The sequence below is a fragment of the Microbacterium sp. NPDC058269 genome (assembly GCF_042881445.1).
Classification (GTDB): Bacteria; Actinomycetota; Actinomycetes; order Actinomycetales; family Microbacteriaceae; genus Microbacterium.
The window spans coordinates 379,519-402,953 of the sequence record NZ_JBHVXT010000002.1; the positions used below are offsets into that span (position 1 = coordinate 379,519).

Below are 23,435 nucleotides of genomic sequence, written 5' to 3' on the forward strand. Positions count from 1 at the left end.
GTCCCGCACAGTGGATAGGGTGCAGGTGTGTCAGTCGAGATCGTAGAGCGGCGTCGTATCGTGCTCCAGAGCGAGGATCGTCGTATCGATCTCTCGCTCCCGCTCGACGAGACCCTCGAAGACGCGCTGATCCTGAGCGGGCTGTCGACGGCTGATCGCTTCGTCACCATCGGCCCCGGTGGGTTCGAGATTCCGGGCGACACCGAGTGCGAAGACCTCGTCGACGGCGGCCTCTACGCGCTCATCGACCGCACGGCCCTGGCCCCGCAGGCTCGTCCCGCAGGCACGACGACCGGCTCCACCCGTGCCGACCACGGCGCGCGATGGTGGATGCTGGCGGTCGCCGGACTGCTGCTCGTCGCCGTCTTCGCGCAGGGTGCGGGCGATCCGCTGCTCCGACTTCTGATCGCGCTCCTGGTGGCAGCCGGTGCGATCAGCGGCGCGGTGGCGTGGGCGCGTCGCGACTCTGCGGCAGGGGTGCGCGGCATCCTCGGCGTGCTCGCCCCGGTACTCCTCTCGTTCGCGGCCGGCGCGCTCCTGATCCCCGCCGACCTCGAAGCGAGTGCGCATCTCTCGGCCGCAGCCGGTTTCCTCGCGGCGGGGACCACTACCGCGATCATCGCCGTCACCGCCAAGGTGCGCCCCATGCGGGCTGCCGCCGGCACAGCGACCGTGCTGCTCGTCGCCCTTGCCGCCGTCTGGGGCCTCGCCCTGCTGATGCGCTGGGGCCAGGCGGAGGCTGCGGCGATCTCGCTCGGGCTCATCCCCCTGGGCCTGCGAGCGCTTCCGAGCAGCCTCGTCAACCTTCCCGAGGGCTACTTCATCGACTACAAGCACTTCATGACCAGCCGGTGGACCGTGCGCGGAGCGATCCCCGAGTCGGTCGGACTGCTGCGGCCGGAGCGCATCACCGCCGTCGTCGACGATTCGTCCGCGCGGCTCATCGCCGGGACCGCCGTGCTGAGCGTCGTCGCCGCCCTGATGGCGCCGATCGCCTTCCTGCGTCCATGGCCGGACGACCCCCTGGTGGTCTCCGGCGGCATCGCTCTCTTCTGCTGTCTGGGCCTCGCGCTCCTGCTCACGCCGCGGCATACGACATCGCGCATCCTGCGCTGGTTCCCGCGCGCCGCCGCCGCGGTCGTATTCCTGGTCGCCGGCATCCACGCCGCCACCGCGCTCGGTGCGGGCTTCCAGGTGCTCGGCGCCGCCGTGCTGTTCGGCGTGGGGCTCGTGGCCGTCGCCGTCGTCATCCCCGTCTCGCGCGGCGCGAGTTCGCTGATCTGGTCGAGGTTCGGCGACGCATTCGAATGGCTCGCGGTCGCACTCGCGCTGCCCTCCGCGCTGCTCTACGCGAATGCCCTCGCCCTCGTTCGTGGAATGATGGCCGGATGAGCGGGAACGGCGAACCACAGCCCTGGCCGGGCAGTGGCCCGATCCCTCCGATGCAACCCGGAGGCGGCCAGCCGGGCGAGATCCCGGCGCTGCCCCCTGCGCTGATCGCGGCGCCTCCCGGCGTCGACGGGGCCCCACTGCAGCAGGCGCAGAATCCGCCATCGCCGACCCGGATCGAATCCCGACGCACGACCGCGCGACAGCCCGCAGAGGGACTCGGGCCGGCGTTCGCCGGTGCTCCGGCGGGAACCGGGTTGCGCGTCGCCGCCTTCACGCTCGATGCCGCAGTGGTCGTGCTCGCCGCGGCCATCGTCCTCATGATCTCTCACAGCCCCCTGCTCGCCGGGCTCGCCGTCTTCGAGCTCGCGATCTTCTTCTGGGTCCTCGAAGCGCGAACCGGCATCACGCTCGGCAACGCGGTGCTGCGTCTCCGCACCGCTCGGGTCGACCGGCCCTTCTCGCCGGGTGTCGGCCGCCAGCTCGTGCGCGGCATCATCACCGGTGCCGGGTTCCTCGTCGCAGTGGGCAGCTGGGTCATCGTTGCGTCCGGTGCGTGGGACCGCAGCGGGCGGCGGCAGTCGTGGGCCGATCGTGTCGCCGGCACTGTCGTGGTCTCCGTGCCCGCCTCTGCCGCGGTCGAGGCGCAGCCGCAGCCACCTGCCGCCGACGCCGTCGAGTCGCTGGCCCCGCCGCAGGTCGTGCCGCTGGGCGCGCATTCCGCGGTGATCGACGAAGACTCCGAGCCCACCGACGCCCGCGCCGCATCCCACCGCACTGCGACGCCGGAGCCGACCGCACCGGGAACGGACAAGCCGCTGTTCACTGTCGCCCCGACGCCCGCGCCGCAGGCCGGCGGCGCCGATGCTGCGGCGACGGCATCCGAGACCGGAGCGTTGCTGCTGATCTTCGACACGGGACAGCGGGTGCAGCTGGCCCTCCCGCTCGCCGCGAACCTCGGCCGGGCACCTGTCGCCAGCGCCCACGATGACCGGCTCATCATCGTGACCGACCCCGATGCGTCGGTCTCGAAGACGCATCTGCGCATCGAGCACTCGCGCGGTCGCACCTGGGTCACCGACTTCGGTTCGACCAACGGCTCCGACATCCGCGCAGACGACGGTCAGACGACCGAGCTCGTCGCCGGGGAGCGCGTGCTCCTCGACGACGCCGACCGCGTGCGCATCGGAAACCGCAGCTTCACCATCAGCCTCCTGCTGGGCACCGACAGCAGCGCCGGAGAGAGAGCATGACAGGACCCCGTCTCGCCCCGCCCCGCGTCCCCTCCGGGAAGCTCCCCGTCCAGGCGCCGCCGGAGCTGCAGCCCAACGACGGCGGCATGGGAATCCTCGGCTCGCTGCTGCCCATGCTCGGCAGCGTGGGCGCGATCGTCATGGTCACCATGTCGAACCAGTCGGTCACGGGTCTGCTCACCGGTGGCATGTTCCTGCTCTCGTCGCTCGGATTCGTCGCCGTCAACGGCTGGCGTCAGCGTTCGCAGCGGCAGGCGGCGACGCTCGGCGCCCGCCGGGAATACCTGGCCTACCTGACCGAGCTGCGACAGACCGTCCGCGTCGCGGCCCGGCAGCAGAGGCGTGCCGCGAACTGGCACCTCCCCGCACCGGAGACCCTCCCGTACATCGCCGAGGAGCGCACGCGTGTGTGGGAGCGCGGTGTCAACGACCCCGACTTCCTCTCGGTGCGCGTCGGCATGAACGACCAGCAGCTGTGCATCACGCTCGAGGCCCCGGAGCTGCCGCCTCTCGCCCAGCTCGACCCGGTCGCGGCGTCCGCCGCCCACCGCTTCATGCTGACGCACGAGATCCAGAAGAACCTCTCGCTGGGCGTGACGCTGCGCGACTACGCCCGCATCGAGATCACCGGCGATGAAGACGAGACGCGAGCACTCGCGCGGGCGATGCTGCTGCACGTGGCCACCATGCACGACCCCGACGTCGTCCAGATCGTCATTGCCGCCGGCCCCGACGTCCTCCCGCAGTGGGAATGGGCGAAATGGCTGCCGCACACGCATTCGCGCACCGTCAGGGACGGGCTCGGCGCCGCGCGCATGATCGGTTCCCAGCTGTCGGAGCTCGAAGACATGCTGCCGGCCGAGGTGCGGGAGCGCTCGCGCTTCGTCCGTGACGGTTCCGGTGCCAAGGCACCGCACATCGTGATCGTCACCGACGGGGCGACCACCTCGTTCAACGACATGCTCGTCAGCGGTGAGGGCGTGCAGGGCGTGACCGTGATCGACCTCCCGGCGCGCTGGGGCGACCTCGACGATCCGAACGCGCTCCGCATCGCCTTCGAAGCGGGCGGCAAGGGTGCGCGTGCCGAGCTCGTGAGCCTGCAGGTTCCCGCCCGCCCCTTCGAGGCCGACGCGATCAGCATCGTCGAGGCCGAAGCCACAGCCCGGCGCCTGATCGCGCTGTACTCGGGTGGCACGACCATCACCAAGAAGAAGAGTGCGACCGATCAGGCCGAGCTCGTCGAGCTGCTCGGTCTTCCCGACGTGCGCGACCTCGACCTCGACGCGGCATGGTCGCCGCGCCTCGAACGGGATCGCCTGAGGGTGCCCATCGGTCAGACCGAGGACGGCAGCCCCCTCATCCTCGACATCAAGGAATCGGCCCAGCAGGGTATGGGGCCGCACGGTCTCATCATCGGTGCGACCGGATCGGGCAAGTCGGAGGTGCTCCGCACGCTCGTGCTGGCGCTCGCGATGACCCACTCTCCCGAGCAGCTCAACTTCGTGCTCGTCGACTTCAAGGGTGGGGCGACGTTCGCCGGCATGGCCGACATGCCCCACGTCTCGGCGATCATCACCAACCTCGGTGAGGAGATCTCTCTCGTCGACCGCATGCAGGATGCGCTGCAGGGTGAGATGGTGCGCCGTCAGGAGCTGCTCCGCGCGACCGGGCCCTTCGCCAACGTCGCCGACTACGAGAAGGCTCGTCGCGGCGGACGCACCGACCTCGCGCCCCTTCCCGCGCTGCTCATCGTCGCGGATGAGTTCTCGGAACTGCTGTCGGCCAAGCCCGAGTTCGTCGACACGTTCGTCAACATCGGTCGTCTCGGCCGTTCGCTCCAGGTGCACCTGCTGCTCTCGTCGCAGCGGCTGGAAGAGGGCAAGCTGCGCGGCCTCGACACGCACCTCTCGTACCGCATCGGTCTGCGTACCTTCTCGGCCGCGGAATCGCGCACCGTCCTCGGCGTCCCTGACGCGTATCACCTGCCCACGCAGCCGGGCGCCGGCATCCTGAAGTCCGACACCGAGACGATGACGCAGTTCCGCGCCGCGTACGTGTCGGGTCCGCCGCCCCGCCGCCGCCGTCGCGCCGCCTCGGGGTCGGGGCAGACCTCCGGGTCCACCGCGGTCGAGCTCTTCACGGCCGCACCCGTCTGGCGCGCTGAGGCACCGGTGGATGAGCCGGAGGTCGTCGTCGACGCCGAACCGGAGGAGAAGCGGAACACCTTCGAGATCGCCGTCGAGATGATGAGCGGACGCGGCCCGGCCGCACACCAGGTATGGCTGCCGCCGCTGGAGACGCCGGCCACGCTCGACCAGCTCTTCGGCGACCTGGTCGAAGACCCATCGCTGGGCCTGGTCTCCCCGCGTTGGCGTGGTGCCGGCGCGCTCACCGTGCCGCTCGGAATCGTCGACGTGCCCCTCGAGCAGCGTCGCGAGAACCTCGCCGTCTCGCTCGGTGGCGCAGCCGGACACATGGCGATCGTCGGTGCGCCTCTCAGCGGCAAGAGCACGCTCGCGCGCACCACCATGGTCGCCCTGGCGCTGACGCACACCCCGCAGGAGGTGCAGTTCTTCGTCATCGACTTCGGTGGCGGCAGCTTCACCGGTCTGCAGAAGTTCACGCATGTCAGCGGCGTTGCGACGCGGTCGGAGCCGGATGTGGTCCGGCGCACGGTCGCCGAGGTCACGAGCCTCCTCAACGCCCGCGAGGTGTACTTCCGTCAGAACGGCATCGATTCGATCGACGCGTACCGTCAGCGCCGCGCCCAGGGCCTCGCTGACGACGGCTACGGCGACATCTTCCTCATGGTCGACGGCTGGGGCACGCTTCGCGCCGAGTTCGAGATGCTCGAGCCGCAGATCCAGGCGATCGCCGCGCGCGGTCTGACCTACGGCGTGCACGTCGTGATCACCGCGGCGCGTTGGATGGAGATCCGCGCCAACATCAAGGACCTCATCGGCACGCGGATCGAGCTTCGGCTCGGCGACCCGACCGACTCCGAGGTCAACCGCAAGGCGGCGGAGAACGTCACGGCCATCCCCGGTCGCGGTCTGAACGACCGCGGCCTGCAGATGCTCACGGCGCTGCCACGGGTGGACGGCGTCGACGACGCCTCCTCGCTCGCCGACGGCATCGACGACCTGGTCGCCCGCGTCGCCGGCGCGTGGCACGGACCCGCCGGACCCAAGCTGCGCCTGCTGCCGTCCCGCATCAGTCACGCCGACTTGCGCGCCGTCGCAGCCGCGGGTTCACCCGACGGCTCCGAGCCGCGCGAGATCCTGCTCGGCATCGACGAGGCGAACCTCGCTCCCTTCTCGATCGACCCGGTCGCCGAGCCGTTGCTGTATCTGTACGGCGACGCTGACTCCGGCAAGTCCTCGATGCTGCGCGGCGTCGTGCATGAGATCACCCGACTGTACGGGCCGACCGAGGCGAAGATCTTCGTGGTCGACTACCGCCGCGCGCTGCTGGGAGAGATCCCGCAGGAGTACCTGGGCGCCTACCTCACGTCGCACGAGATGACCGAGGGAGGGATGAGCGAGCTGGCGCAGTTCTTCCAGAGCCGCATCCCCGGTGCCGATGTCACACCCGATCAGCTGCGCAGCCGGTCGTGGTGGAAGGGCGCGGAAGGGTTCGTCCTCATCGACGACTACGACCTCGTGTCGACGTCGCAGGGCAACCCCGTCGCCGTGCTCGCACCGCTCCTCGCCCAGGCAGCCGACCTCGGTCTCCACGTGATCCTCACCCGCCGCACGGGTGGGGCGAGCCGTGCCGCGTACGACCCGATCATCCAGCGCATGACCGACCTCGGCGCCACCGGCATCCTGCTCTCGGGCAACCCGGAGGAGGGCCAGCTCATCGGCAAGGTCAAGGCCGTCCCGGCCATCCCCGGCCGCGCGCAGATCGTCAGCCGTGACCGCGGCCTGGTCGCCGCGCAGCTGCTGTGGGTCCCGCCGAGCTACGAGTGACAACCGAGGAGAGACCGAGATGACCTTCGAACCCACGCCGGCCGCACCGCCGATGGTCCCGCCCGTGTTGTACCTGCCCCTGAGCGTGAGGTCCACGCCCGAGGAGCAGCTCGTCGAGATCCGGGAGCTGAAGGACGGGCGGCGCGCGCTACTCGCCTACACCGCTCTCGACCGGCTGCTGGAGCTCGCCGGCGAGCGGCAGCCCTGGGCCCTGGTGCGCACCGAAGACCTCGGTCAGATCAAGGAGGCGCAGCCATACGACGTCGTGATCTTCGACCTCGATGTGCCGGCGTCCTATCGCCGCAACGGAGCCATCGCATGAGCCGAATCGCGATGGACCCGGAGGTCATGGCCGTCCACGCGGAGATGCACGAGGAGGCGGTCGAGCTCATCGAGACGAAGCTCTCCGGCATCCCGACGGCCGTCGACGGTGGACTCGCATCCGACGCGGTCGCCGCGATCATGCAACGCGTGGGGGAGGGTGTCGACGCCCTCTACCGGATCAACGGCACCCTCGGAGAGATCGTCCGCGCCATCGCCGACGACGCGGAGACGAACGAGCAGGACGTGATCGACCAGCTCGACCCGGTGGCGGCCATCGTCGAGGACCTCTGATGACGATCGATACGACCACGTACGGCGACGCCGACCAGGTGCAGGCGGCGGCGGACTGGCTCGACCCCGACCTGAAGGACGCCGCCGAAGCCTCGTCGAACGTGACGACCTTCATTCCGACCGGGGTGCGCGGGCACTGGTACGGGGAGTCGGCCGACGACTACGTCACGATCCTCTCGCGCACCACCGACGCCGCGAAGGAGATGGCGGGGCTGGCACGAGACTCCGCCGAGAAGCTCCGGTCATACGCCGGGCAGCTGCGGCGGATGAGGGAGGACTTCGCGAAGCACCGGGACAACGCCAGGGCCGCGGGGCTCCCGGTCAACGGCATGATCATCGGCCGTCCGGTGTCCCTGATCCCGGTGTGCCCCACGTCGCGGGACGACCCCTACTGGGACGAGTGGCAGGAGCACCTCGACCGCATCGAGCTCTACAACGAGATCGCCGCCGATGTCGGCTCCTGGTGGGGCGAGCTCGAGGTCTGGATCAGTGAGAACCTCGACGGGTTCCTCGGGAGCATGCCGAGCCATTCCACGGCGGACAAGATCCTCGCCGGTCTCGGGAAAGCGGGTGGGGAGCTGCCGAAGGTCTATCTCGAGGGGCAGAAGCTCGCCTGGGAGGGAACGGCGGCTGACCTGGTCACCCACGCGGGACAACTGCGTGAAGGCGCATCGGACTTCGTTCGTGAACTGCGCTCGGGCAACCCCGCTGTGAAGGCGGCCGCCGAGGCGGCCAATCCGAGCGGTATGCGCTGGGCGGCGGATGAAGCCGAAGACCTGGCGCGGGGCTTCGCCCGAGCGAGCAGAGCCCTTCCGCTCGTGGGATGGGGCATCGACGCCTGGAGCTTCGGGTCCGCGATGTCGTCCGGGGACGACCCATCGGCCACGGGCATCCAGATACTCGCCGGTGCCGGAGCCGCCGCAGGAGTCGGGGCGCTCGCAGCGGCCGGGGTCATCACCGCCCCGGTGTGGGGTACGGCGCTGCTGGCCACCGGTGCCGCGTTCGCGGTCGGCGCCGGTGCGGTTTGGGCGTATGAGAGCTGGGTACCGCAGGATGTTCGGGAGGCGATCGACGCCGGGCTGGCGAACGGCTGGGACGCGACCGCCGACTTCGCCGAGGACGCGTGGGAGAACACCAGCGATTTCGTCGGCGACGTCGGACACAATGTCGGCAAGGCGTGGAAGGGTCTGTTCGGGTGACACAGCAGGAGAAGACGAACTCGGAGACTATCTGGGTCCGCGGTCATACTGGCTGGCAAGGTCAGCAACGAGCGACGACGGGGCTGGTCATCTTTGCGGCCGTGTTCAGCCTCTTCGCGCTCCTGTTCAGCATGATCCTGTTCGCCGCCCCGGCGCCAGCGTTGAAGCTGGTGGGTGCCGGGGTTCTCGCCGCGGTCGCTGTGGGAATTTGGCTGCTGGTGACCCACATCCGAGTACCTCGCACGCGGATCGTTCGGGTCTCGGTAGCCGGTCCTGAGGTCGTCTTCGCCGGTGTCCGTGCGATCATCCGGCCACTGCGCGCCTTCGCTCCCGTCGGAGGGATCCTCCTCGCGAGCGGGGTATGGAGTGTCTTCACGTCGTCCCCGGACACGGTCACGATGCGCACGCTTCTGGGCATTCTCCTGATCGGCCTGATCATGATGATCGCCGGCACATGGTTCTGGTTTCGCGCCCCTGCGGCACATCGTCTGATACTCCGGCCCGAGGGGCTCGACCTGCGGATCCCGCGTAACAATGCGACCCTGAGATGGGATGACGTTACCGGTGCTTCCCTCGAACGCAACCGTGTCTTCCTGCGGACGGCGAGCGTGCGGCCCTCATCCTGGGCGGTCACGGACCTCGCCAGCGACCCGGTCCTCCTAGCCGAGCTCGTCACGTTCTACGCGAACCGTCCCGAGGCCCGTGCGGAGATCGGTGCGGGCACACTCGCCCGTCTGCGGTCCGGGGAGTTCTAGGGACGCGGGCGGCCTGGGCGGAGGAGGGAACCGGAAGCTGCCGGGAGTTCAGCGGGCGGCCGCGGCGTCAGCGAGGTGCCGCGCATCGTGATTGAGAACCTTCACGATGATGCCGTGCTTGCGCAGCTCGGTGACCGTGCGCGCGCCTTCGTCGGCATCGAGCCCGAGCGCCTTGATGTTCACGACGACGACGACGTCGCCGGTCTGCAGCGTCGAGATCAAGCGTGCGAGGCGGTCGTTCCAGCTCTCGAGGATGTCGGGGGCCGGGTGGCGGAAGCCTTCGATCGGCACGCCGAAGCGGGTGAGGTCCTCACGCTGCTCGACGACAGAGGGCAGCCCTTCACGGGCGACGACCAGGCCGACCAGGCGGGACCCGTCCGGTCGGGCGGTCCAGAAGTTGCGGTTCTGCTGCAGCTCGGTGAAGCACTTCGGGCATGCCGCGGCGTCGTGCGGCAGGTGCAGCGGGCTCGTCAGAGCCTCGTCGACGGCAGCCGTCTTCGTGGGATCAATCGTCTCGCTCATCGCGCACCTCCGGCATCCATTCTGCCCTGTTGCTGTGCCTCGCGGTGACCGGGTTCACAAGAGCCCGAGTGCACGCACCGCCTCGCGCTCCTCGACGAGCTCCGACACGGAGGCATCGACGCGGGAGCGCGCCCAGTCGCTCAACTCGAGTCCATCGACGATCTGCCACGCACCGTCGACGGAACGCACCGGGAACGAGGAGATGAGACCCTCCGGAACGTCGTACTCGCCGTGCGAGACGACGCCGGCCGACGTCCAGTCTTCCGTGCCCTGCACCCAGTCGCGCACGTGGTCGATCGTCGCGCTCGCGGCGGATGCCACGGACGACGATCCGCGTACCTCGATGATCTCCGCCCCGCGCTTCGCGACGCGCGGGATGAACGTCTGCTCGAGCCACGTCGGCACGTCGCCGACGATCTGCTCGAGCGCCTCCGTGACGGGCCGGCCGCCGACCGTCGCGTGCGAGATGTCGGGGAACTGCGTGGCCGAGTGATTGCCCCAGATGGGCACGCGGCGCACGGTGTGGACCGGGGTTCCGAGCGTCAGTGCGAGCTGGGCTCGCGCGCGGTTCTCGTCGAGCCTCGTCAGGGCGGTGAAGCGCTCGGCCGGCACCCCGTCGGCCGAGGCCGCGGCGATCAGCGCATTCGTGTTGGCGGGGTTTCCGACCACCGTGACGCGCACGCCGGATGCCGCGTTCGCCGCGATGGCGGCGCCCTGCGGTCCGAAGATCCCGGCGTTGGCCGCGAGCAGGTCGGCCCGCTCCATTCCGGGTCCTCGTGGGCGGGCGCCGACGAGCAGGGCGAGGTCGGCGCCGTCGAAGCCCACCGCGGCGTCATCCGTCACCTCGACGTGCTCGAGCAGACCGAACGCACCATCCTGCAGCTCGAGTGCTGCGCCCTCCGCGGCACCGAGTCCCTGCGGGATCTCCAGCAGCCGCAGCCGCACGTTCTCATCCGGTCCGAGCAGGTCGCCGGCCGCGATTCGGAACAGCAGTGCATAGCCGATCTGTCCGCCCGCGCCGGTGATGGTGATCGTGGTCGTCATGCCCCGAGCCTACGTCCGTTCGACATGCTTCTGCTCGGAGTACCCTCGACGCATGACCTTCAATCCCGATGCCGACATCTCGGGCAACACCACGCGTCGACGCGGCCGCAACGGAGCTATCGCGGGCGGCGTCGGTGTGGGCGTGCTCGGCATCATCGCGCTCATCGCCGGACCTCTGCTCGGCATCGACCTGACTGGCCTGCTGGGTGGCGGGGCACCGAGCGGGGGCAGCGAGCCCGCCGGCGGATCGGCCATCGAGAACTGCGACACCGGTGCGCAGGCGAACGCCGATGTCGACTGCCGCATGGCGGGCGCGCAGGTCGCGCTCGACGCGTTCTGGGCCGACAACGTCGAGGGCTACCGCAAGCCGGGTTTCATCGTGGTCGACGGGTCGACGAGCACCGCCTGCGGGACGGCATCCAATGCTGTCGGGCCGTTCTTCTGCCCGGGTGACGAGACGGTCTACATCGACCCCACGTTCTTCCAGCTCATGCAGCAGCAGTTCGGCGCATCCGCCGGCGACCTCGCACAGCTGTACATCGTCGGCCATGAGTGGGGCCACCATATCCAATGGATCACCGGCGTCATGGACGATTACCCGAACAACGGGACGGGGCCTGGCAGCAACGGCGTGCGCACCGAGCTGCAGGCCGACTGCTACGCCGGTGCCTGGATCGGACGGATCTCGGAGCAGAAGGACAAGGAGGGCGTCCCCTATCTGCAGCCGACCACCGAGGCGCAGCGGGTCGACGCGCTGAACGCCGCCTTCGTCGTGGGCGATGACCACATCCAGGAGCAGTCCGGGTTCTCGAATCCGGAGAGCTGGACGCACGGTTCCAGCGAACAGCGACAGCGCTGGTTCGCCGAGGGCTACCAGAACGGACTGAGCGTCTGCGGGCAGGTGCTGACCCTTCCCGCCGCGCAACTGGATCCGTGATCCGGGGCGGGTGGAAGAACGTCCGCTACCGTTGACGAAGTAGTCAGCACGACCGGCCGGGGGACCGAAGATGAAGAACAAGGATGCACTGTATCCACCGATCGAACCGTACGAGACCGGGGAACTGCTCGTCGGCGACGGTCACCGCGTCTACTGGGAGGTCAGCGGAAACCCCGACGGCAAACCAGTGGTCTTCTTGCACGGCGGCCCCGGAAGTGGGACGTCACCGTGGCAGCGGCAGTTCTTCGACCCGAAGCGATACCGCATCGTGCTGCTCGATCAGCGCGGCTGCGGACGCAGCACCCCGCACGCCAGCGCTCCGAATGCCGACTTCCGCCACATCACGACGGCCCATCTGATCGCCGACATCGAGCTGCTGCGCAAGAACCTGGGCATCGAGAAGTGGCAGGTCTTCGGCGGATCGTGGGGGAGTGCTCTCGCCCTCGCCTACGCGCAGGCGCACCCGGATGCGGTGACCGAGCTGGTGCTCCGGGGGATCTTCACCTTGCGTCGCGTCGAGCTCGAGTGGTTCTACGAGGGTGGCGCTGCCGCACTGTTCCCCGACCTCTGGGAGAGCTTCATCGCGCCCATCCCGGTGCTGGAGCGGTCGCACATGATCGAGGCATATCACCGCCGGTTGTTCGACCCCGACCCCGCCGTGCATGTGCCGGCAGCGGTCGCCTGGTCGACGTGGGAGGCCGCGACCGTCACACTCACTCCGAACGTCGCGCAGATCGAGGCGATGTCCGATCCGGAGAAGGCCACGGCGTTCGCCCGCATCGAGAACCACTTCTTCATCAACCGCGGCTGGTGGGAAGAGGGACAGCTGATCGCCGGTGTCGACGTCATCCGCCAAATCCCGACGGTCATCGTTCAGGGTCGACATGACATCGCCACGCCCATGATGACGGCATGGGACCTGCACCGCGCGTGGCCGGAGGCGGAGTTCGTCGTGGTCGACGACGCCGGCCATGCGGCCACGGAGCCCGGCACGCAGAAGGCGCTCAGAGCTGCGACCGACAGGTTCGCCCGCTGAAGCCTCTTCCGCGCAGCCCTCAGGCCCGCAGAGCCTTGGCCAGCGTCTTCACGAGACCGGTGATGCTGCCGTCCACCCGGTAGCGGGTCAACCCCTCGCTCACGGCCGCACCGGTGCGCGCGGAGACGAACCACGGCGGCTTCGGCAGGATCGTCACGCGCCCGCCGCCGTTCGCGATCGGCAGCGACCGTGGGAACGGGCGGAAGGGGCCGCGGAGCACCGAGCGCTCCACACCGTCGAGCAGCAGCGCGTTGTGCACGACACCGATGCCGCTGCCCACGTCGTCGATGGTTCCACCGGGGAACGCGCCCCACGTGAGAGTCGGGGTGATGAATCCGAACGCCGTCCAGCTGTTGATCGCGATGGATCCGTAGTGGAGCGCCGCGATCGCCCGCTCGAAGTCGGCCCCGAGCGACTTCTCGGTCGCCGGGTCGATCAGCAGGTTCGCGCCGAGGGTGCCCTGGAGCCGGTCGTTCGCGTGGGCCACGGCGGCGTCGAGGAACTCCTGGCCGGTACCCGGCACGGTGACGACGCCCAGCACCGGTGCGAAGTACTCGGTGGTCTCCAGCGCGGTCGGGTCGTCGTCGGTGTCGATCTCGACGAGCAGCCGGTCGCCGAGCACCAGTGCGTCGGGGTAGGCGTCGGTCGCGAGTTCCATCCGCGAGGGGGATCCCGGGTACCAGATCGGGCGTTCCGGCGCGTTGGCGTACGCGCGTCGCAGGGCGGCGCGGAAAGCGTCGGCCTGGTCCCAGTCCGACGACATGATCACGACCTGGCCGGCGATGCAGTTGTGGCCGCAGTTCTGCAGACGCATGGTCGCGATGTGCTCGGCCTGGTAGGTGAGGTCGGCGTCGGTCCAGGCTCCGGGCACGACGATGATGGGGGAGACGCCGCCGAGTTCGGCCGTGATCGGCTTCTTCAACTGCGGACGGTTCTCGCGCCGACGCCTCTTCGTCGCCGCAGCGCCATCGCCCTTCGACGGGCCCCAGACGATCGTGTCGAACGTGGCAGCGGATCCGGTGATGTGCACGTGCACGAGTCCCGGGTGTCCGGTGAGGTAGGCGCCGACCGCGGGCCCGCCGCGGACGATGCGCAGGAAGCCGGGCTCGATGAGCGGTGCGAGTGCGCGCTTGTACACCGGCACCAGGGCATCCTGCGTGGGGTTCACCTTGAGCAGCGCGGTGCGGTTGTGGGCGAGTAGTTCGTAGAGCACGTCGAGCACCGGGATGGATGTCACGTTCCCCGCGCCGAGCACGAGCCCGACTCCGCCCGACTCGGTGGGTGTGCGCTGCGCGAGGCCGGCAGACGCACGCGCGGCGCCTGGGGTGATGCCCGGTTCCAGCCAGACCTCGCCCGAGAAGCCCGACAGCAGGAACTTGTCGATTCCGGTGAGCGGGAAGGCGTGCACACGGGTGCGCCCACCCGGTGCGCGGTCGATCGCGATGCCCTCGAGGGGATTGGTGCCGTCCGCCAGACGGGAGAGCGTCTCGATGTAGGCGTCGAGCGCGCCGAGCACGCTGTACGGTCCGCTGAGCCATTCCTCGCCGCGCAGCGGATGCCGGGCGTCGAGGCCCTTCGATGCGGCAGCCGTGTTCGCCCAGTCCTCTGCCGTCGCGGCCACGCTCGTGCGCACCGCGCGCAGCAGCGTCACGCGCTGGGCGACGGTGAGGGCCGACCAGGTGCGCGCTCCGGTCTGGAGGGCGTCGATCGCCGAGTCGAGCCGTTCACGCTCGCCTTCACCCAGCTCCGGGGTCTCGGCTTTCGGCGCACGCTTCGCGGTCGCATCGGAGGTGGCGGTTGTGCTCGCAGAAGTCATCGACGTCTCCTTCGGACGGGATCCCAGCTTAGGCGTCGGAGTTCGCGACGGCATCGATGTCCGCGCGGCGCAGGCGGTAGCGGCGGAGCGTCAGCAGACTGGCGGCCATGAGAACGGCGGGCAGGACGCTGAAGCTGAGGACGATGCCCGTGACCGCCGCCTGCGGCTGTTCGACCGTGGTGCCGGCGACCGTCGAGACATAGCCGGTCGCCGCGAGGGTCAGTGATACGGCGGTCGCGCCGAGTGCGAATCCGACCGTCTCGCCCGCGGTCCAGATGCCGGTGAAGGTGCCGGCCTGACCCGATCCGCTGGTGCGCTCGTCGTGGGAGATCACATCGGGGAGCATGGCCATCGGCAGCGACTGGAGTCCTGCATAGGCGACGCCGGCGACCGCGACGGATGCGTAGATCCATGCCCCCGGCGCCCACACGGCGAAGACGAGCGATGCTGCGGCAGCCGTGAACAGGACGCTGGCCATCGCGAACGCCCGCTCTTTGCCGACCCGTCTCGCGATGACGGTCCACCCCGGGGTCGCGAGCAGAGCCGGACCCACCAGGGCGACGAAGACGAAGGTCACTGCGTCCTCGGATCGCAGCACCCAGGTCGCCACGTACTGTGCGCCGGCGAGCATGGTTCCCGTCGCGAGCGCCTGCAGCACGAAGGTGCCCAGCAACGCGCGGAAGGGCTGGCTGCGTCCGAGTGCGCGGAAGCCCGACATGTACTGATTACGCCAGGTCGACGCCGCTACGACCGTGGCAGGGGATGCCGCCGCTGTGCGCTTCGCCGCGACATCCGCCGTCCGGGAGGCGATCAGCATCCCGACGCCGATCACGAGGCCGGAGGCGATGCCCATCAGGAGGTATCCCCTGACGGGGTCGTCTCCGGCATTGCGCAGCGCGGGACCGCCGGCGCCGAACAGCAGGATCGCCGCGGTGAGCACGACCACCCGCCACCCGAGAAGGCGCGTGCGCTCGTCGTAGCTGCCGGTCAGCTCAGCCGGAAGAGCGACATACGGCACCTGGAAAAGACTGAATGCCGTCGCGGTCGCCAGGAAAGCCAGCAGCACGCTGATGGCTCCGGCTACCGGGCCCCAGGCCGGCGGCACGGCGAAGGTGAGGGCGAAGAACAGAGGAAGCGCGAGTGCGCCGGTCACCATGAAGCCACGACGCGAGCCGGTGCGGGCAAGCTGGCGGTCGGAGGCGGCCCCGATCAGGGGGTCGATCAGCACGTCCCAGATCTTCGCCGCCGTCACGATCAGTCCCGCGGCGAGAGCGGCGACACCGAGGTTGTCGGTGAGGAAGTACGTCAGTACGAGCCCGGGCAACGTGGCATAGCCGCCGGTCCCGAGCGAGCCGATCGCGTACAGCACGATCGTGCGCGGAGAAAGACGGACGGATGCTCGTTCGGGCCGAGCCTCGGTGCTCATCGCGCCAGTGTAGCGGCGCGATGTCGTCGGATCAGATCAGCGAGAGCTCGCGCAGCTTCGACTCGACGTCGGCGTTCGACGGCTCGACGTGATGCGAGGCGTCGGGGTACACGACCACGGGGATGTTGGTGCGCCCCGAGATCTCCTTCGCGACGTCTGCCGCGGCCGGCTCCGCGACGAGGTCGACGTACGTGTACTCGACCCCGAGGGCGTCGAGCTGCTTCTTGGTGCGGATGCAGTCGCGGCACCAGTCGGCGCCGAACATCGTGATGGTGTCGGAGGCAGGAGAAGTCATGCATCCAGCCTACGGCCGCGCGGATGAGGTGGCGCTGAGTGTGGACTGGGTGCTCAGCGCCCGGTGTCCGCCTCCTCGGGAAGCTGCTCGACCGGGATGACGACGACGTCCTGCATCTTCCAGTCGATGTCGGCGATCCCCTCGGCGGCCGCGCTGAGGTCGGTCACCTTCACCTTGCGGCGGTGCGGCACGACGAACGCCTCGATGTGGAACACCTGCCCCTGGTCGCGCATTCGCACCGCAGCCTGCGCGACCCAGGGACGGCTCCGCAGATATGACACGATGTCGGCGGCTAGGGGGTGCGGCTCCTTGCTGTCGTAGGTGCGTGCGCGCTGATCCATGAGATCGACCACGGCCGTCCGGGTGTTGCGGAAGCCGTCCCAGATGATGCCCAGCGAGATGAAGAGAGCGGCCGCTCCGTCGAGCCACCACAGGCCGACACCCACGCCGAGCACGCCGACGATCGAGGCGACCGTCGTCTGCCAGTCGGCCTTCGCCATGTCGGCGTCGGCGTACAACAGCTTGTTGTGCAACACAGGCGCGAGCTTCGACTTCGCCGGTCCGTAGAAGAACACGGGTCCCACGATGACGACCGCCATCACGGCGACCATGAGCCAGCCGAGCCAGAGGGTCTGGCCGAACAGCTGCACGGTGCCGATCGTGGGATGCTCGGCGGCGATCAGCCCGGTGACGGCCTCGATGGCGAGGTTCAGACCGACGGCGAGCAGCGCGACACCTGCGACGAGATGCCCGATTCCCATCGCCCTGTGCAGACCGTACGGGTGCTTCCTGGTGGGGCGACGACGCACGAAGAGGAGTGCCGCGAGGAAGGCGAACTGCGGGATGAGGGAGAGCATGTCCTCGATCCACGCCGTCCGCATGGCCTGGGACTCACCGACCACCAGGGCGATCACGGCGATCGTGATCGACGTGTAGACGATCGTGAAGATCTCCCAGCGCACCGCGCTCCGGATCGCCCGCTGCTGCTCCGGGGGCAGGCTCGTGCGGCCGAACTGCCCGGTCTCGGTCATCCGCCGACCTCCTCGTCGAGGAAGCGTTCGAGAGAGGAGAGGAACGCGTTCTCGCCGAGAGGCACCAGCATCACGATCTCCCGGCCGTCGGCGCCTTCGATGCCACGGTAGCCGCGGGTGACGCCGGCCTTGTCCACCCAGGGGGTCTCGCTCGTGATGCCGCCGGCAACGAGGTCGAGGTCGCCGTCTTCGAGCATCGATACGAGAGTCTCCTCCGAGGCGACGGTCCAGTCGGTCTCGGCATGGATGCGGGAGGCGAACCCGTCGACGAGGTCGACGATGCTCCCGGTCGGCTCGCCGTCTTCGATCCGGACGAGGTCGCCGTCCGGTGCCGTGCCGACGCGGAGCTCGCCTCCGGAGACCGTTTCGAGAGTTCCGTCCGGGTCTGCGGGCACCGCGAGCCCGCAACCGCTCAAAGAGAGCACCAGGAGCAGCGCAGCGGTGATCGATGCCGTCCGGCGGCGGGGGCGGGCGCGGAGTGACGATGTCCTTCTCACCCCTGCAGGATGCTTCTTCGTCGTCGGCGCGGAACAGGCCGTTGACGTGGTGCGGGCGAGAGGGCTAGGGCCGTCGGAGCGGTCGGGCCGATGCCCGGAATCGATCCCATCTCTTGTAAGTAAGGGTGCCCTTACTTAGACTGGGGGCATGAGCGGCGCATGCGAGCACCTGGAAGATCCCGACTGGGACGACATCGAGGGTGCCGTGCTCATCGCCGGTGACGCGGCCGATGCCGGGTTCATCGCGAGCATCGCCGCGCGGCTTCCGTGGGACGCGCAGGGTGTCGTCATCCTCGAGGCTGCGGCGCGCATCCAGTTCCGACACATCGACGTCCCCGATGGGGTGTCGGTGCGCTGGCTGGTGCGCGGCGACGGCACCAGGGCGCACACACGTGGCGAACGGCTCGCGAACGCCGTGCACGCCTGGTGCGTCGAGTGGGCCTGCAGCGAACCGCCGTCGCAGTGGACGGTGTGGCTCGGGCCGCACACTCCTCCGCACGTGGCGCGCATGGCGCGCAGCCTCCTCGGCGTGGCCAATTGACCCGTGCGACGGCAGAAGGGTGAACCGCCCGCTCGACGGCGGGCTGCTCAGGCCCTCAGCGCACTGAGGCGACAGCGGGAGCGTTCGCGCCCGCGGTGATCGCGTCGAGTGCGCGGCGCAACGACGAGCTCGAGGTGTGCGCCGTGTACGGGAAGTACACGACCTCGACCCCGACCTCGGCGAACTCTCGCTCCAAGCGCAGACCCTTGTCGGTGCCACGCCAGTCGTCGCCCTTGAAGAAGTGCGTGAACTGCACGTCGCGCCATGAGTCCATCTTCGACGGCGTCGTCTCGACGTAGACGTCGTCGACGAACGAGATGTGCTTCACGATCTCCGCACGTTCCGCCGTCGGGATGACGGGCTCGATGCCCTTCACCTGACGCAGCATCTCGTCGCTGACGACGCCTGCGATCAGAATGTCGCAGTGCTGCTTGGCGTGACGAAGTAGATTCAGATGCCCGACGTGAAACAGGTCGAAAGCACCAACGGCATAGCCGATACGCGTCCCCATGATCTCCCCAGATCAGTAATTCCCCAGTAAGCGGATCCCCACCCGCTTCGCGACTCCCACAGCCGCGGTTCGAAAGTCTAGCAGGTTCGGGTTTCCCTCCGCATAGGAACCCGTGGAACGATGGAGGCCGCACGCGATGCGCGTGGGGGGACAGGGGGCGGACGTGGGGACACCGGTCACGGTCATCGTGCCGACGTTCAACGAGCGCGACAATGTCGCCGAGCTCGTCGCGCGCACCGCGGTGGCGCTCGAGGGCTGGGATGCCGAGATCCTGTTCGTCGACGACAGCTCCGACGACACCGCGGCCGAGGTCGACCGTGTGGCGGGCGACGCGCCGATCCCCGTGCGCGTGATCCATCGCTCCGAGAACACCGGAGGGCTGGGCGGCGCCGTCGTCGTCGGGCTCGAGGCCGCGGCCGCCGACGTCTGCATCGTGATGGACGGCGATCTCCAGCATCCCCCCGAACTCCTCCCCGTCCTGCTCGCCCGGTACGCGCAGGGGGATGCCGACGTCGTCGCCGCTTCCCGCTACATCGGCGGGGGTGACACGAGTGGTCTCGGTACGGCGGTGCGCTTCGGCGTCTCCCGTGTCGCGACGTGGTTGACCAGGGCGATGTTCCCGATCCGTCTCGCTCGCAGCACCGACCCGATGACGGGCTTCTTCCTCGTCGACCGAGGTCGTCTCGACCTCTCGACGCTCCAACCGCGGGGCTTCAAGATCCTGCTCGAGATCCTCGCCCGCAACGACCTGCGCATCGCCGAGGTGCCGATGGAGTTCGCCGAGCGCCGTCACGGCACGTCGAAGGCGAGTCTGCGTCAGGGGGCGATGTTCCTCGAGCACCTCGCACGACTGCGTTTCGGCAAGATGTCGCTGTTCGCCTTGATCGGCGTGATCGGCGCCGCAGCCAACCTCGGGATCATGTGGGCGCTGACCTCCGCGGGAGTGCCGTACATCTGGGCGGCGATCATCGGTGCCGAGGTCACGATCATCGGCAACTTCGTGCTGCAGGAGCGCTTCGTTTTCGCCGACATGCGGACGGACGCCCGCGGCCTCGGCATCCGCTTCGCCAGCTCCTTCGCCTTCAACAATGTCGAGGCGGCGCTGCGGATCCCGGTGATGGCTCTGATGGTGGAGTCGTGGCACATCTCGAGCGTCGTCGCGACGGGCCTCTCGCTCATCGTGGCGTTCTTCGCCCGGTTCCTGTTCCACTCGCTTGTGGTGTACGCGCCCCAGCGGCGGCGCAAGGGTGAGACGGTGGGCGCCGAGCCGCCGACCGACACGGCGGCGCAGCGCGTGATCAGGGCCATCGACGTCGAGGTGATGAAGCCGGGCGAGCTCTAGGCGCGTGCCGGGGTTTCGCTTCCCCGTGTCTCCCGGCGACTCTTCTCTTGCCAGGATGCACCGGCGAGGTCCATAGTGGGCTCGTGGAATCCGAGGGCGGTCCCTCCCTGTCTCTCACCTGGGCGCATCGTGCCGAACAGTCGGCGCGCACCTGGGAGCAGAGTCACGCCAGGGGAGAGGTGCCCAGCATCTGGCCGTACGGCCTCGACGCCCTGCGCGACCATGCCGCCGTCGAGCTGGTCGATCTCGCCCCGCCGGGCCGCGTCGCTCGGGCTCGCGCACGATTCTCCATGGGACCGCGACCCGTGGACGGACTCGCGCTCACCTGGGATGAGAACACGGCGTACCGGATGCAGACGACCCACCCGAGGGCCCGGTTCGCCACCGGTGTGATCTGGCTCACGGACATGGCCGAGACCGGGGCCGCACCGACACGGATGGTCAGCATGCTGAAACGGGCAGAGGCTGCGTGGGTGCTCAGCGAGGCGCAGGTCGAGCCCCTGCGTACGATGCTGGGGCGCGGATCGACGCGGGTCTTCGCCGTGCCGTTCGGCATCGACAGCGAGTTCTTCGCCCCACGGCCTTTCCCGACACAGCCGCGCATCGTCAGCGTGGGCAACGACAGGGATCGCGATCCGGCCACCCTTTTCGCGGCGCTCGCACGTGTGCTCGCCATCCGCCCGGACACCGAGGTGGTGGTGCAGACCCGGTCGGACCTCGACCCGCCCGAGGGGGTGCAGGTCGTCCGGCACATCCCGCACGCCGAACTGCGCGACCTCTACGCGACGGCGACCGTGGTCGTCATACCGACCAGGCCGAACCTTCATGCCTCCGGGATGACCGTCGCACTCGAGGCGCTTGCGACGGCGCGTCCGGTCGTCGTCACCGACACCCCGGGGATGCATCAGTACGTGAGCGAGGGGCGCACCGGCCACCTCGTTCTTCCGGAGGATCCCGCTGAGCTCGCCCTCGCGCTGCTCCGGCTGCTCGACGACCCGGCATACGCCGCCGACCTCGGGCGGAACGGCCGGAACGAGGTGGAGCGGCACTTCACGACGCAGATCATGGTCGCGTCGCTGGTGCGCGGGCTGCTGCCCACGGCCTGACCGCGCGCTTCCGGCGGGAAGGGGCTCTAGCGCTGCTTCGTGCGGTGACGCTTGACCCGCACAGCGGCACGGAATGCGTCGGCGTGGGCTCGGCCGGCGTCGGCCCAGTCGCGTCGGGAGAGATCCGGCGCGCCTGTGAGCGTGGTCGCAGCACGCCAGGCCTCCACGACCGTCGGTGCGTCGAGGTCGCCGTCGTACATGAGCACCCACTCCTGGCCGACCTCGCGTCCGAGGGCCTCGTTCGCCTCGTTGCGGGGGACGAGCACCGGGCGGTCCATCGACAGGGCGGCGAGGACGCTGCCCGAGTTGTGCATGAAGCGGTAGGCCAGCACGATGAGGTCGGACGAGGTCGCGAGCTGGACGAGCTCGGCATCGCTGAGGAAGTCCAGGTGCAGTCCCACTCCGGGAAGGTCTGCCGTCCGAGCCCGGAGATCGTCCCCGAGCTCGGGGGTGGACGGGCGTCCGCCGATCCGCAGGCTCAGCGCCGGCTCGACCGTGACGGCCTCCGCGTAGGCGTCGATGAATCCCTCCAGCCCCTTGTATCGACGGATCCCGCCGAACGATCCCAGCTGGCCGCGCACCCGCTCGGCGGAGGGGAATTTCGCGTACCAGCCGCGGTAGTCGCCGTGCAGGATCAGGCTGTGGGGCGTGCCGGGTGCGAGTGGAGTCGTCTCGTTGATGACGATCCGGTAGTCGGTGTGGCGATCGATGAAGCGCAGCAGCCACAGCCGCGGTGCGTTGTCGTCGGGGAGCTCGATGTTGTGCACCGTGCGCACCACGGCGATCCGACGGGACAGGCGGTGCCGGAACACGAGCGCCGCGGTGAGGAGGAACTTGCCCGTGGACTTCCACCAGGTCGAGCCGTGCAGCTTCGCCTCCGGCCAGTGCCAGTGGAAGGCGTCGTACCGTCCGAAGAGCGCCGTCCCCCAGGAGAAGCGCAGGCGCGTGAGGCCCTCCGTGGAGCCCAGTGCCTCGTCGAGCATCTTGTTGTAGGGGTTCGTCGTCGGACGCGGAGCGCCCAGCGACTGCATCACGCGGATGGTCGATCCGGGATCGGTCATGGTGGTGTCATCCTCCGATGGGCGACGGTACTCGTCGTAGCGGCGGCCGAGGGCGGCGGCGATCGTGCCGCGGCCGCGGTGCACGAGGCGGGTCCCTCTGGCGTGGTGGGTGATGTTCGAGGTCAGCGCTCCGAAGGCCCTCCGCAGGCCGCCGACGACGATCCGGGCGATGCCGCCCACCAGGGCCTGAACGCGCAGGATGCCGCGACGGATCTTCCCGTCGCTCAGCTGCAGCTGGATGCGTGTGCCGGCGTTCGCCGAGCTGAACGCGCGCTGCGCCGCCCAGGACCGGCTCAGGCGCGAGGCCACGACGAGGTCTTCGGTCTCGGACTCGTTGCACCACACGATCAGGCCACCGTGACGGGCGAGCTGCCGCGAGAAGAGCGTGTCTTCCCCGCCACCGAGCCCGAGGGACGGGTCGAAGCGCAGGCCGAGTCGGCGGATGGAACGGAGATCGAGCAGCAGGTTGCCTGCCGCGGCCACCTGCAGCACGGTGCCCGTCTGCCGGGGCGGTCGTCGGAACGTGCCCGAGGCGAGCAGCCACGGGTCGACGTCTTCGTCGAAGACCGAGATCACGCGCCCCATCACGGCGTCGGCGCCGTGCGCGCGCCAGATCTCGATCAGGGAGGAGAGCCACGCCTCCCGGGGGATCTCGTCGTCGTCGATGAACGCGAGGAGATCACGATCGGCGCATTCATCGAGGATGCGGTTGCGGGCGGCGACGATTCCCGGTGCGGGTTCGACGACGTAGCGGACCGGGAGATCCGCACCTTCGGCCACCTCTCGGGCCGAACCTGCGGGATCGTTGTCGACGACCAGCACGTCCACGGTGATGCCGAGGTCGACGCACTCGGCGATGCGTGCCGGGAGAGTGCGGAGCAGGGCCTCCAGAAGCTCCGGCCTCCGGTACGTGGGTACGCCGATCGTCACGGTGATCATGTCGTTCGATTCCGGTCCCCTGGTCATCCGCCCCATCCCCATGGCAGTAGCGCGCCTCGACTCCGACGCCGGCTCATCGTATCGTGAACCCCTGATACCGGTCTCCGGAGCCTGCTCTCGCGTATAGTCGTTGTCCTGGGAGTCGACGT

The 23,435-nt window shown here is 69.3% G+C and carries 21 protein-coding genes; 12 read left to right on the forward strand and 9 right to left on the reverse strand.

The window, feature by feature from the left end:
• Positions 1-27: 27 nt before the first annotated feature.
• The 7 genes from ACFVWL_RS09985 (at position 28) to ACFVWL_RS10015 (ending at position 9,182) form a co-directional block, all read left to right on the forward strand.
• Positions 28-1,392 carry a hypothetical protein gene (locus ACFVWL_RS09985; RefSeq protein ID WP_387181838.1) on the forward strand — a complete coding sequence of 455 codons (1,365 nt, stop codon included), beginning with the start codon at positions 28-30 and terminating at the stop codon, positions 1,390-1,392.
• Complete coding sequence (locus tag ACFVWL_RS09990; RefSeq protein ID WP_387181841.1) at positions 1,389-2,642, forward strand: RDD family protein; 1,254 nt, start codon at positions 1,389-1,391, stop codon at positions 2,640-2,642. The genes ACFVWL_RS09985 and ACFVWL_RS09990 overlap by 4 nt, the downstream gene beginning before the upstream one ends.
• Positions 2,639-6,613, forward strand: a complete 3,975-nt coding sequence (gene eccCa / locus ACFVWL_RS09995; RefSeq protein WP_387181843.1) for a type VII secretion protein EccCa — start codon at positions 2,639-2,641, stop codon at positions 6,611-6,613. Before ACFVWL_RS09990 ends, eccCa begins: the two co-directional genes overlap by 4 nt.
• Positions 6,614-6,632: 19 nt before the next feature.
• Positions 6,633-6,935 carry an SAV_915 family protein gene (locus ACFVWL_RS10000; RefSeq protein ID WP_387181846.1) on the forward strand — a complete coding sequence of 101 codons (303 nt, stop codon included), beginning with the start codon at positions 6,633-6,635 and terminating at the stop codon, positions 6,933-6,935.
• On the forward strand, positions 6,932-7,228 hold the full coding sequence (locus ACFVWL_RS10005) for a hypothetical protein (protein ID WP_387181849.1): 297 nt from the start codon (positions 6,932-6,934) through the stop codon (positions 7,226-7,228). The genes ACFVWL_RS10000 and ACFVWL_RS10005 overlap by 4 nt, the downstream gene beginning before the upstream one ends.
• Positions 7,228-8,427, forward strand: coding sequence for a hypothetical protein (locus ACFVWL_RS10010; RefSeq protein ID WP_387181852.1), 1,200 nt, complete (start codon positions 7,228-7,230; stop codon positions 8,425-8,427). Before ACFVWL_RS10005 ends, ACFVWL_RS10010 begins: the two co-directional genes overlap by 1 nt.
• A gap of 101 nt (positions 8,428-8,528) precedes the next feature.
• Complete coding sequence (locus tag ACFVWL_RS10015) at positions 8,529-9,182, forward strand: hypothetical protein (protein ID WP_387181855.1); 654 nt, start codon at positions 8,529-8,531, stop codon at positions 9,180-9,182.
• Between the two features lie 48 nt (positions 9,183-9,230).
• Here ACFVWL_RS10015 and ACFVWL_RS10020 read toward each other — a convergent pair whose 3' ends face one another.
• Positions 9,231-9,704, reverse strand: coding sequence for a dehydrogenase (locus ACFVWL_RS10020; protein ID WP_387181858.1), 474 nt, complete (start codon positions 9,702-9,704; stop codon positions 9,231-9,233).
• A 54-nt stretch (positions 9,705-9,758) separates the two neighbouring features.
• The gene (locus ACFVWL_RS10025; RefSeq protein ID WP_387181860.1) at positions 9,759-10,748 is read right to left on the reverse strand and encodes a malate dehydrogenase; all 990 of its coding nucleotides are present in this window, start codon (positions 10,746-10,748) and stop codon (positions 9,759-9,761) included.
• Between the two features lie 52 nt (positions 10,749-10,800).
• On the opposite strand from ACFVWL_RS10025, the gene ACFVWL_RS10030 reads away from it, so the two are divergent.
• Positions 10,801-11,685 (forward strand): neutral zinc metallopeptidase, encoded by an 885-nt coding sequence (locus tag ACFVWL_RS10030; protein ID WP_387181862.1) that lies wholly within the window; start codon positions 10,801-10,803, stop codon positions 11,683-11,685.
• Positions 11,686-11,755: 70 nt separating this feature from the next.
• Positions 11,756-12,721 (forward strand): prolyl aminopeptidase, encoded by a 966-nt coding sequence (gene pip / locus ACFVWL_RS10035; protein WP_387181865.1) that lies wholly within the window; start codon positions 11,756-11,758, stop codon positions 12,719-12,721.
• Positions 12,722-12,740: 19 nt separating this feature from the next.
• Here pip and ACFVWL_RS10040 read toward each other — a convergent pair whose 3' ends face one another.
• From ACFVWL_RS10040 to ACFVWL_RS10060, 5 genes are read right to left on the reverse strand one after another with little or no spacing between them, the layout of a single operon-like run.
• Positions 12,741-14,537: an aldehyde dehydrogenase family protein gene (locus ACFVWL_RS10040; RefSeq protein ID WP_387181868.1), complete on the reverse strand. Its 1,797-nt coding sequence runs from the start codon at positions 14,535-14,537 to the stop codon at positions 12,741-12,743.
• Positions 14,538-14,565: 28 nt separating this feature from the next.
• Complete coding sequence (locus tag ACFVWL_RS10045) at positions 14,566-15,963, reverse strand: MFS transporter (protein ID WP_387181871.1); 1,398 nt, start codon at positions 15,961-15,963, stop codon at positions 14,566-14,568.
• Between the two features lie 31 nt (positions 15,964-15,994).
• Entirely contained in the window at positions 15,995-16,258 is a 264-nt protein-coding gene (locus tag ACFVWL_RS10050) for a glutaredoxin domain-containing protein (RefSeq protein ID WP_017831447.1), read from the reverse strand.
• Between the two features lie 53 nt (positions 16,259-16,311).
• Complete coding sequence (locus ACFVWL_RS10055) at positions 16,312-17,289, reverse strand: cation transporter (protein ID WP_387181876.1); 978 nt, start codon at positions 17,287-17,289, stop codon at positions 16,312-16,314.
• Complete coding sequence (locus tag ACFVWL_RS10060) at positions 17,286-17,786, reverse strand: hypothetical protein (RefSeq protein WP_387181879.1); 501 nt, start codon at positions 17,784-17,786, stop codon at positions 17,286-17,288. The genes ACFVWL_RS10055 and ACFVWL_RS10060 overlap by 4 nt, the downstream gene beginning before the upstream one ends.
• Positions 17,787-17,934: 148 nt before the next feature.
• Here ACFVWL_RS10060 and ACFVWL_RS10065 point away from each other — a divergent pair, with 148 nt between their 5' ends.
• Complete coding sequence (locus ACFVWL_RS10065) at positions 17,935-18,327, forward strand: SIP domain-containing protein (protein WP_017831448.1); 393 nt, start codon at positions 17,935-17,937, stop codon at positions 18,325-18,327.
• 55 nt (positions 18,328-18,382) lie between these two features.
• On the opposite strand, the gene ACFVWL_RS10070 is transcribed toward ACFVWL_RS10065, so the two are convergent.
• On the reverse strand, positions 18,383-18,838 hold the full coding sequence (locus ACFVWL_RS10070) for an adenylyltransferase/cytidyltransferase family protein (protein ID WP_046746655.1): 456 nt from the start codon (positions 18,836-18,838) through the stop codon (positions 18,383-18,385).
• A 163-nt stretch (positions 18,839-19,001) separates the two neighbouring features.
• On the opposite strand from ACFVWL_RS10070, the gene ACFVWL_RS10075 reads away from it, so the two are divergent.
• The gene (locus tag ACFVWL_RS10075) at positions 19,002-20,180 is read left to right on the forward strand and encodes a glycosyltransferase (RefSeq protein WP_387181883.1); all 1,179 of its coding nucleotides are present in this window, start codon (positions 19,002-19,004) and stop codon (positions 20,178-20,180) included.
• 83 nt (positions 20,181-20,263) lie between these two features.
• Positions 20,264-21,286 carry a glycosyltransferase family 4 protein gene (locus ACFVWL_RS10080; protein WP_387181886.1) on the forward strand — a complete coding sequence of 341 codons (1,023 nt, stop codon included), beginning with the start codon at positions 20,264-20,266 and terminating at the stop codon, positions 21,284-21,286.
• 26 nt (positions 21,287-21,312) lie between these two features.
• Here the strand turns inward: ACFVWL_RS10080 and ACFVWL_RS10085 are convergent, their stop codons facing one another.
• A complete protein-coding gene (locus ACFVWL_RS10085) occupies positions 21,313-23,313 on the reverse strand; it encodes a glycosyltransferase (protein ID WP_387181888.1) in 2,001 nt (666 codons plus the stop codon).
• Positions 23,314-23,435 lie beyond the last annotated feature (122 nt).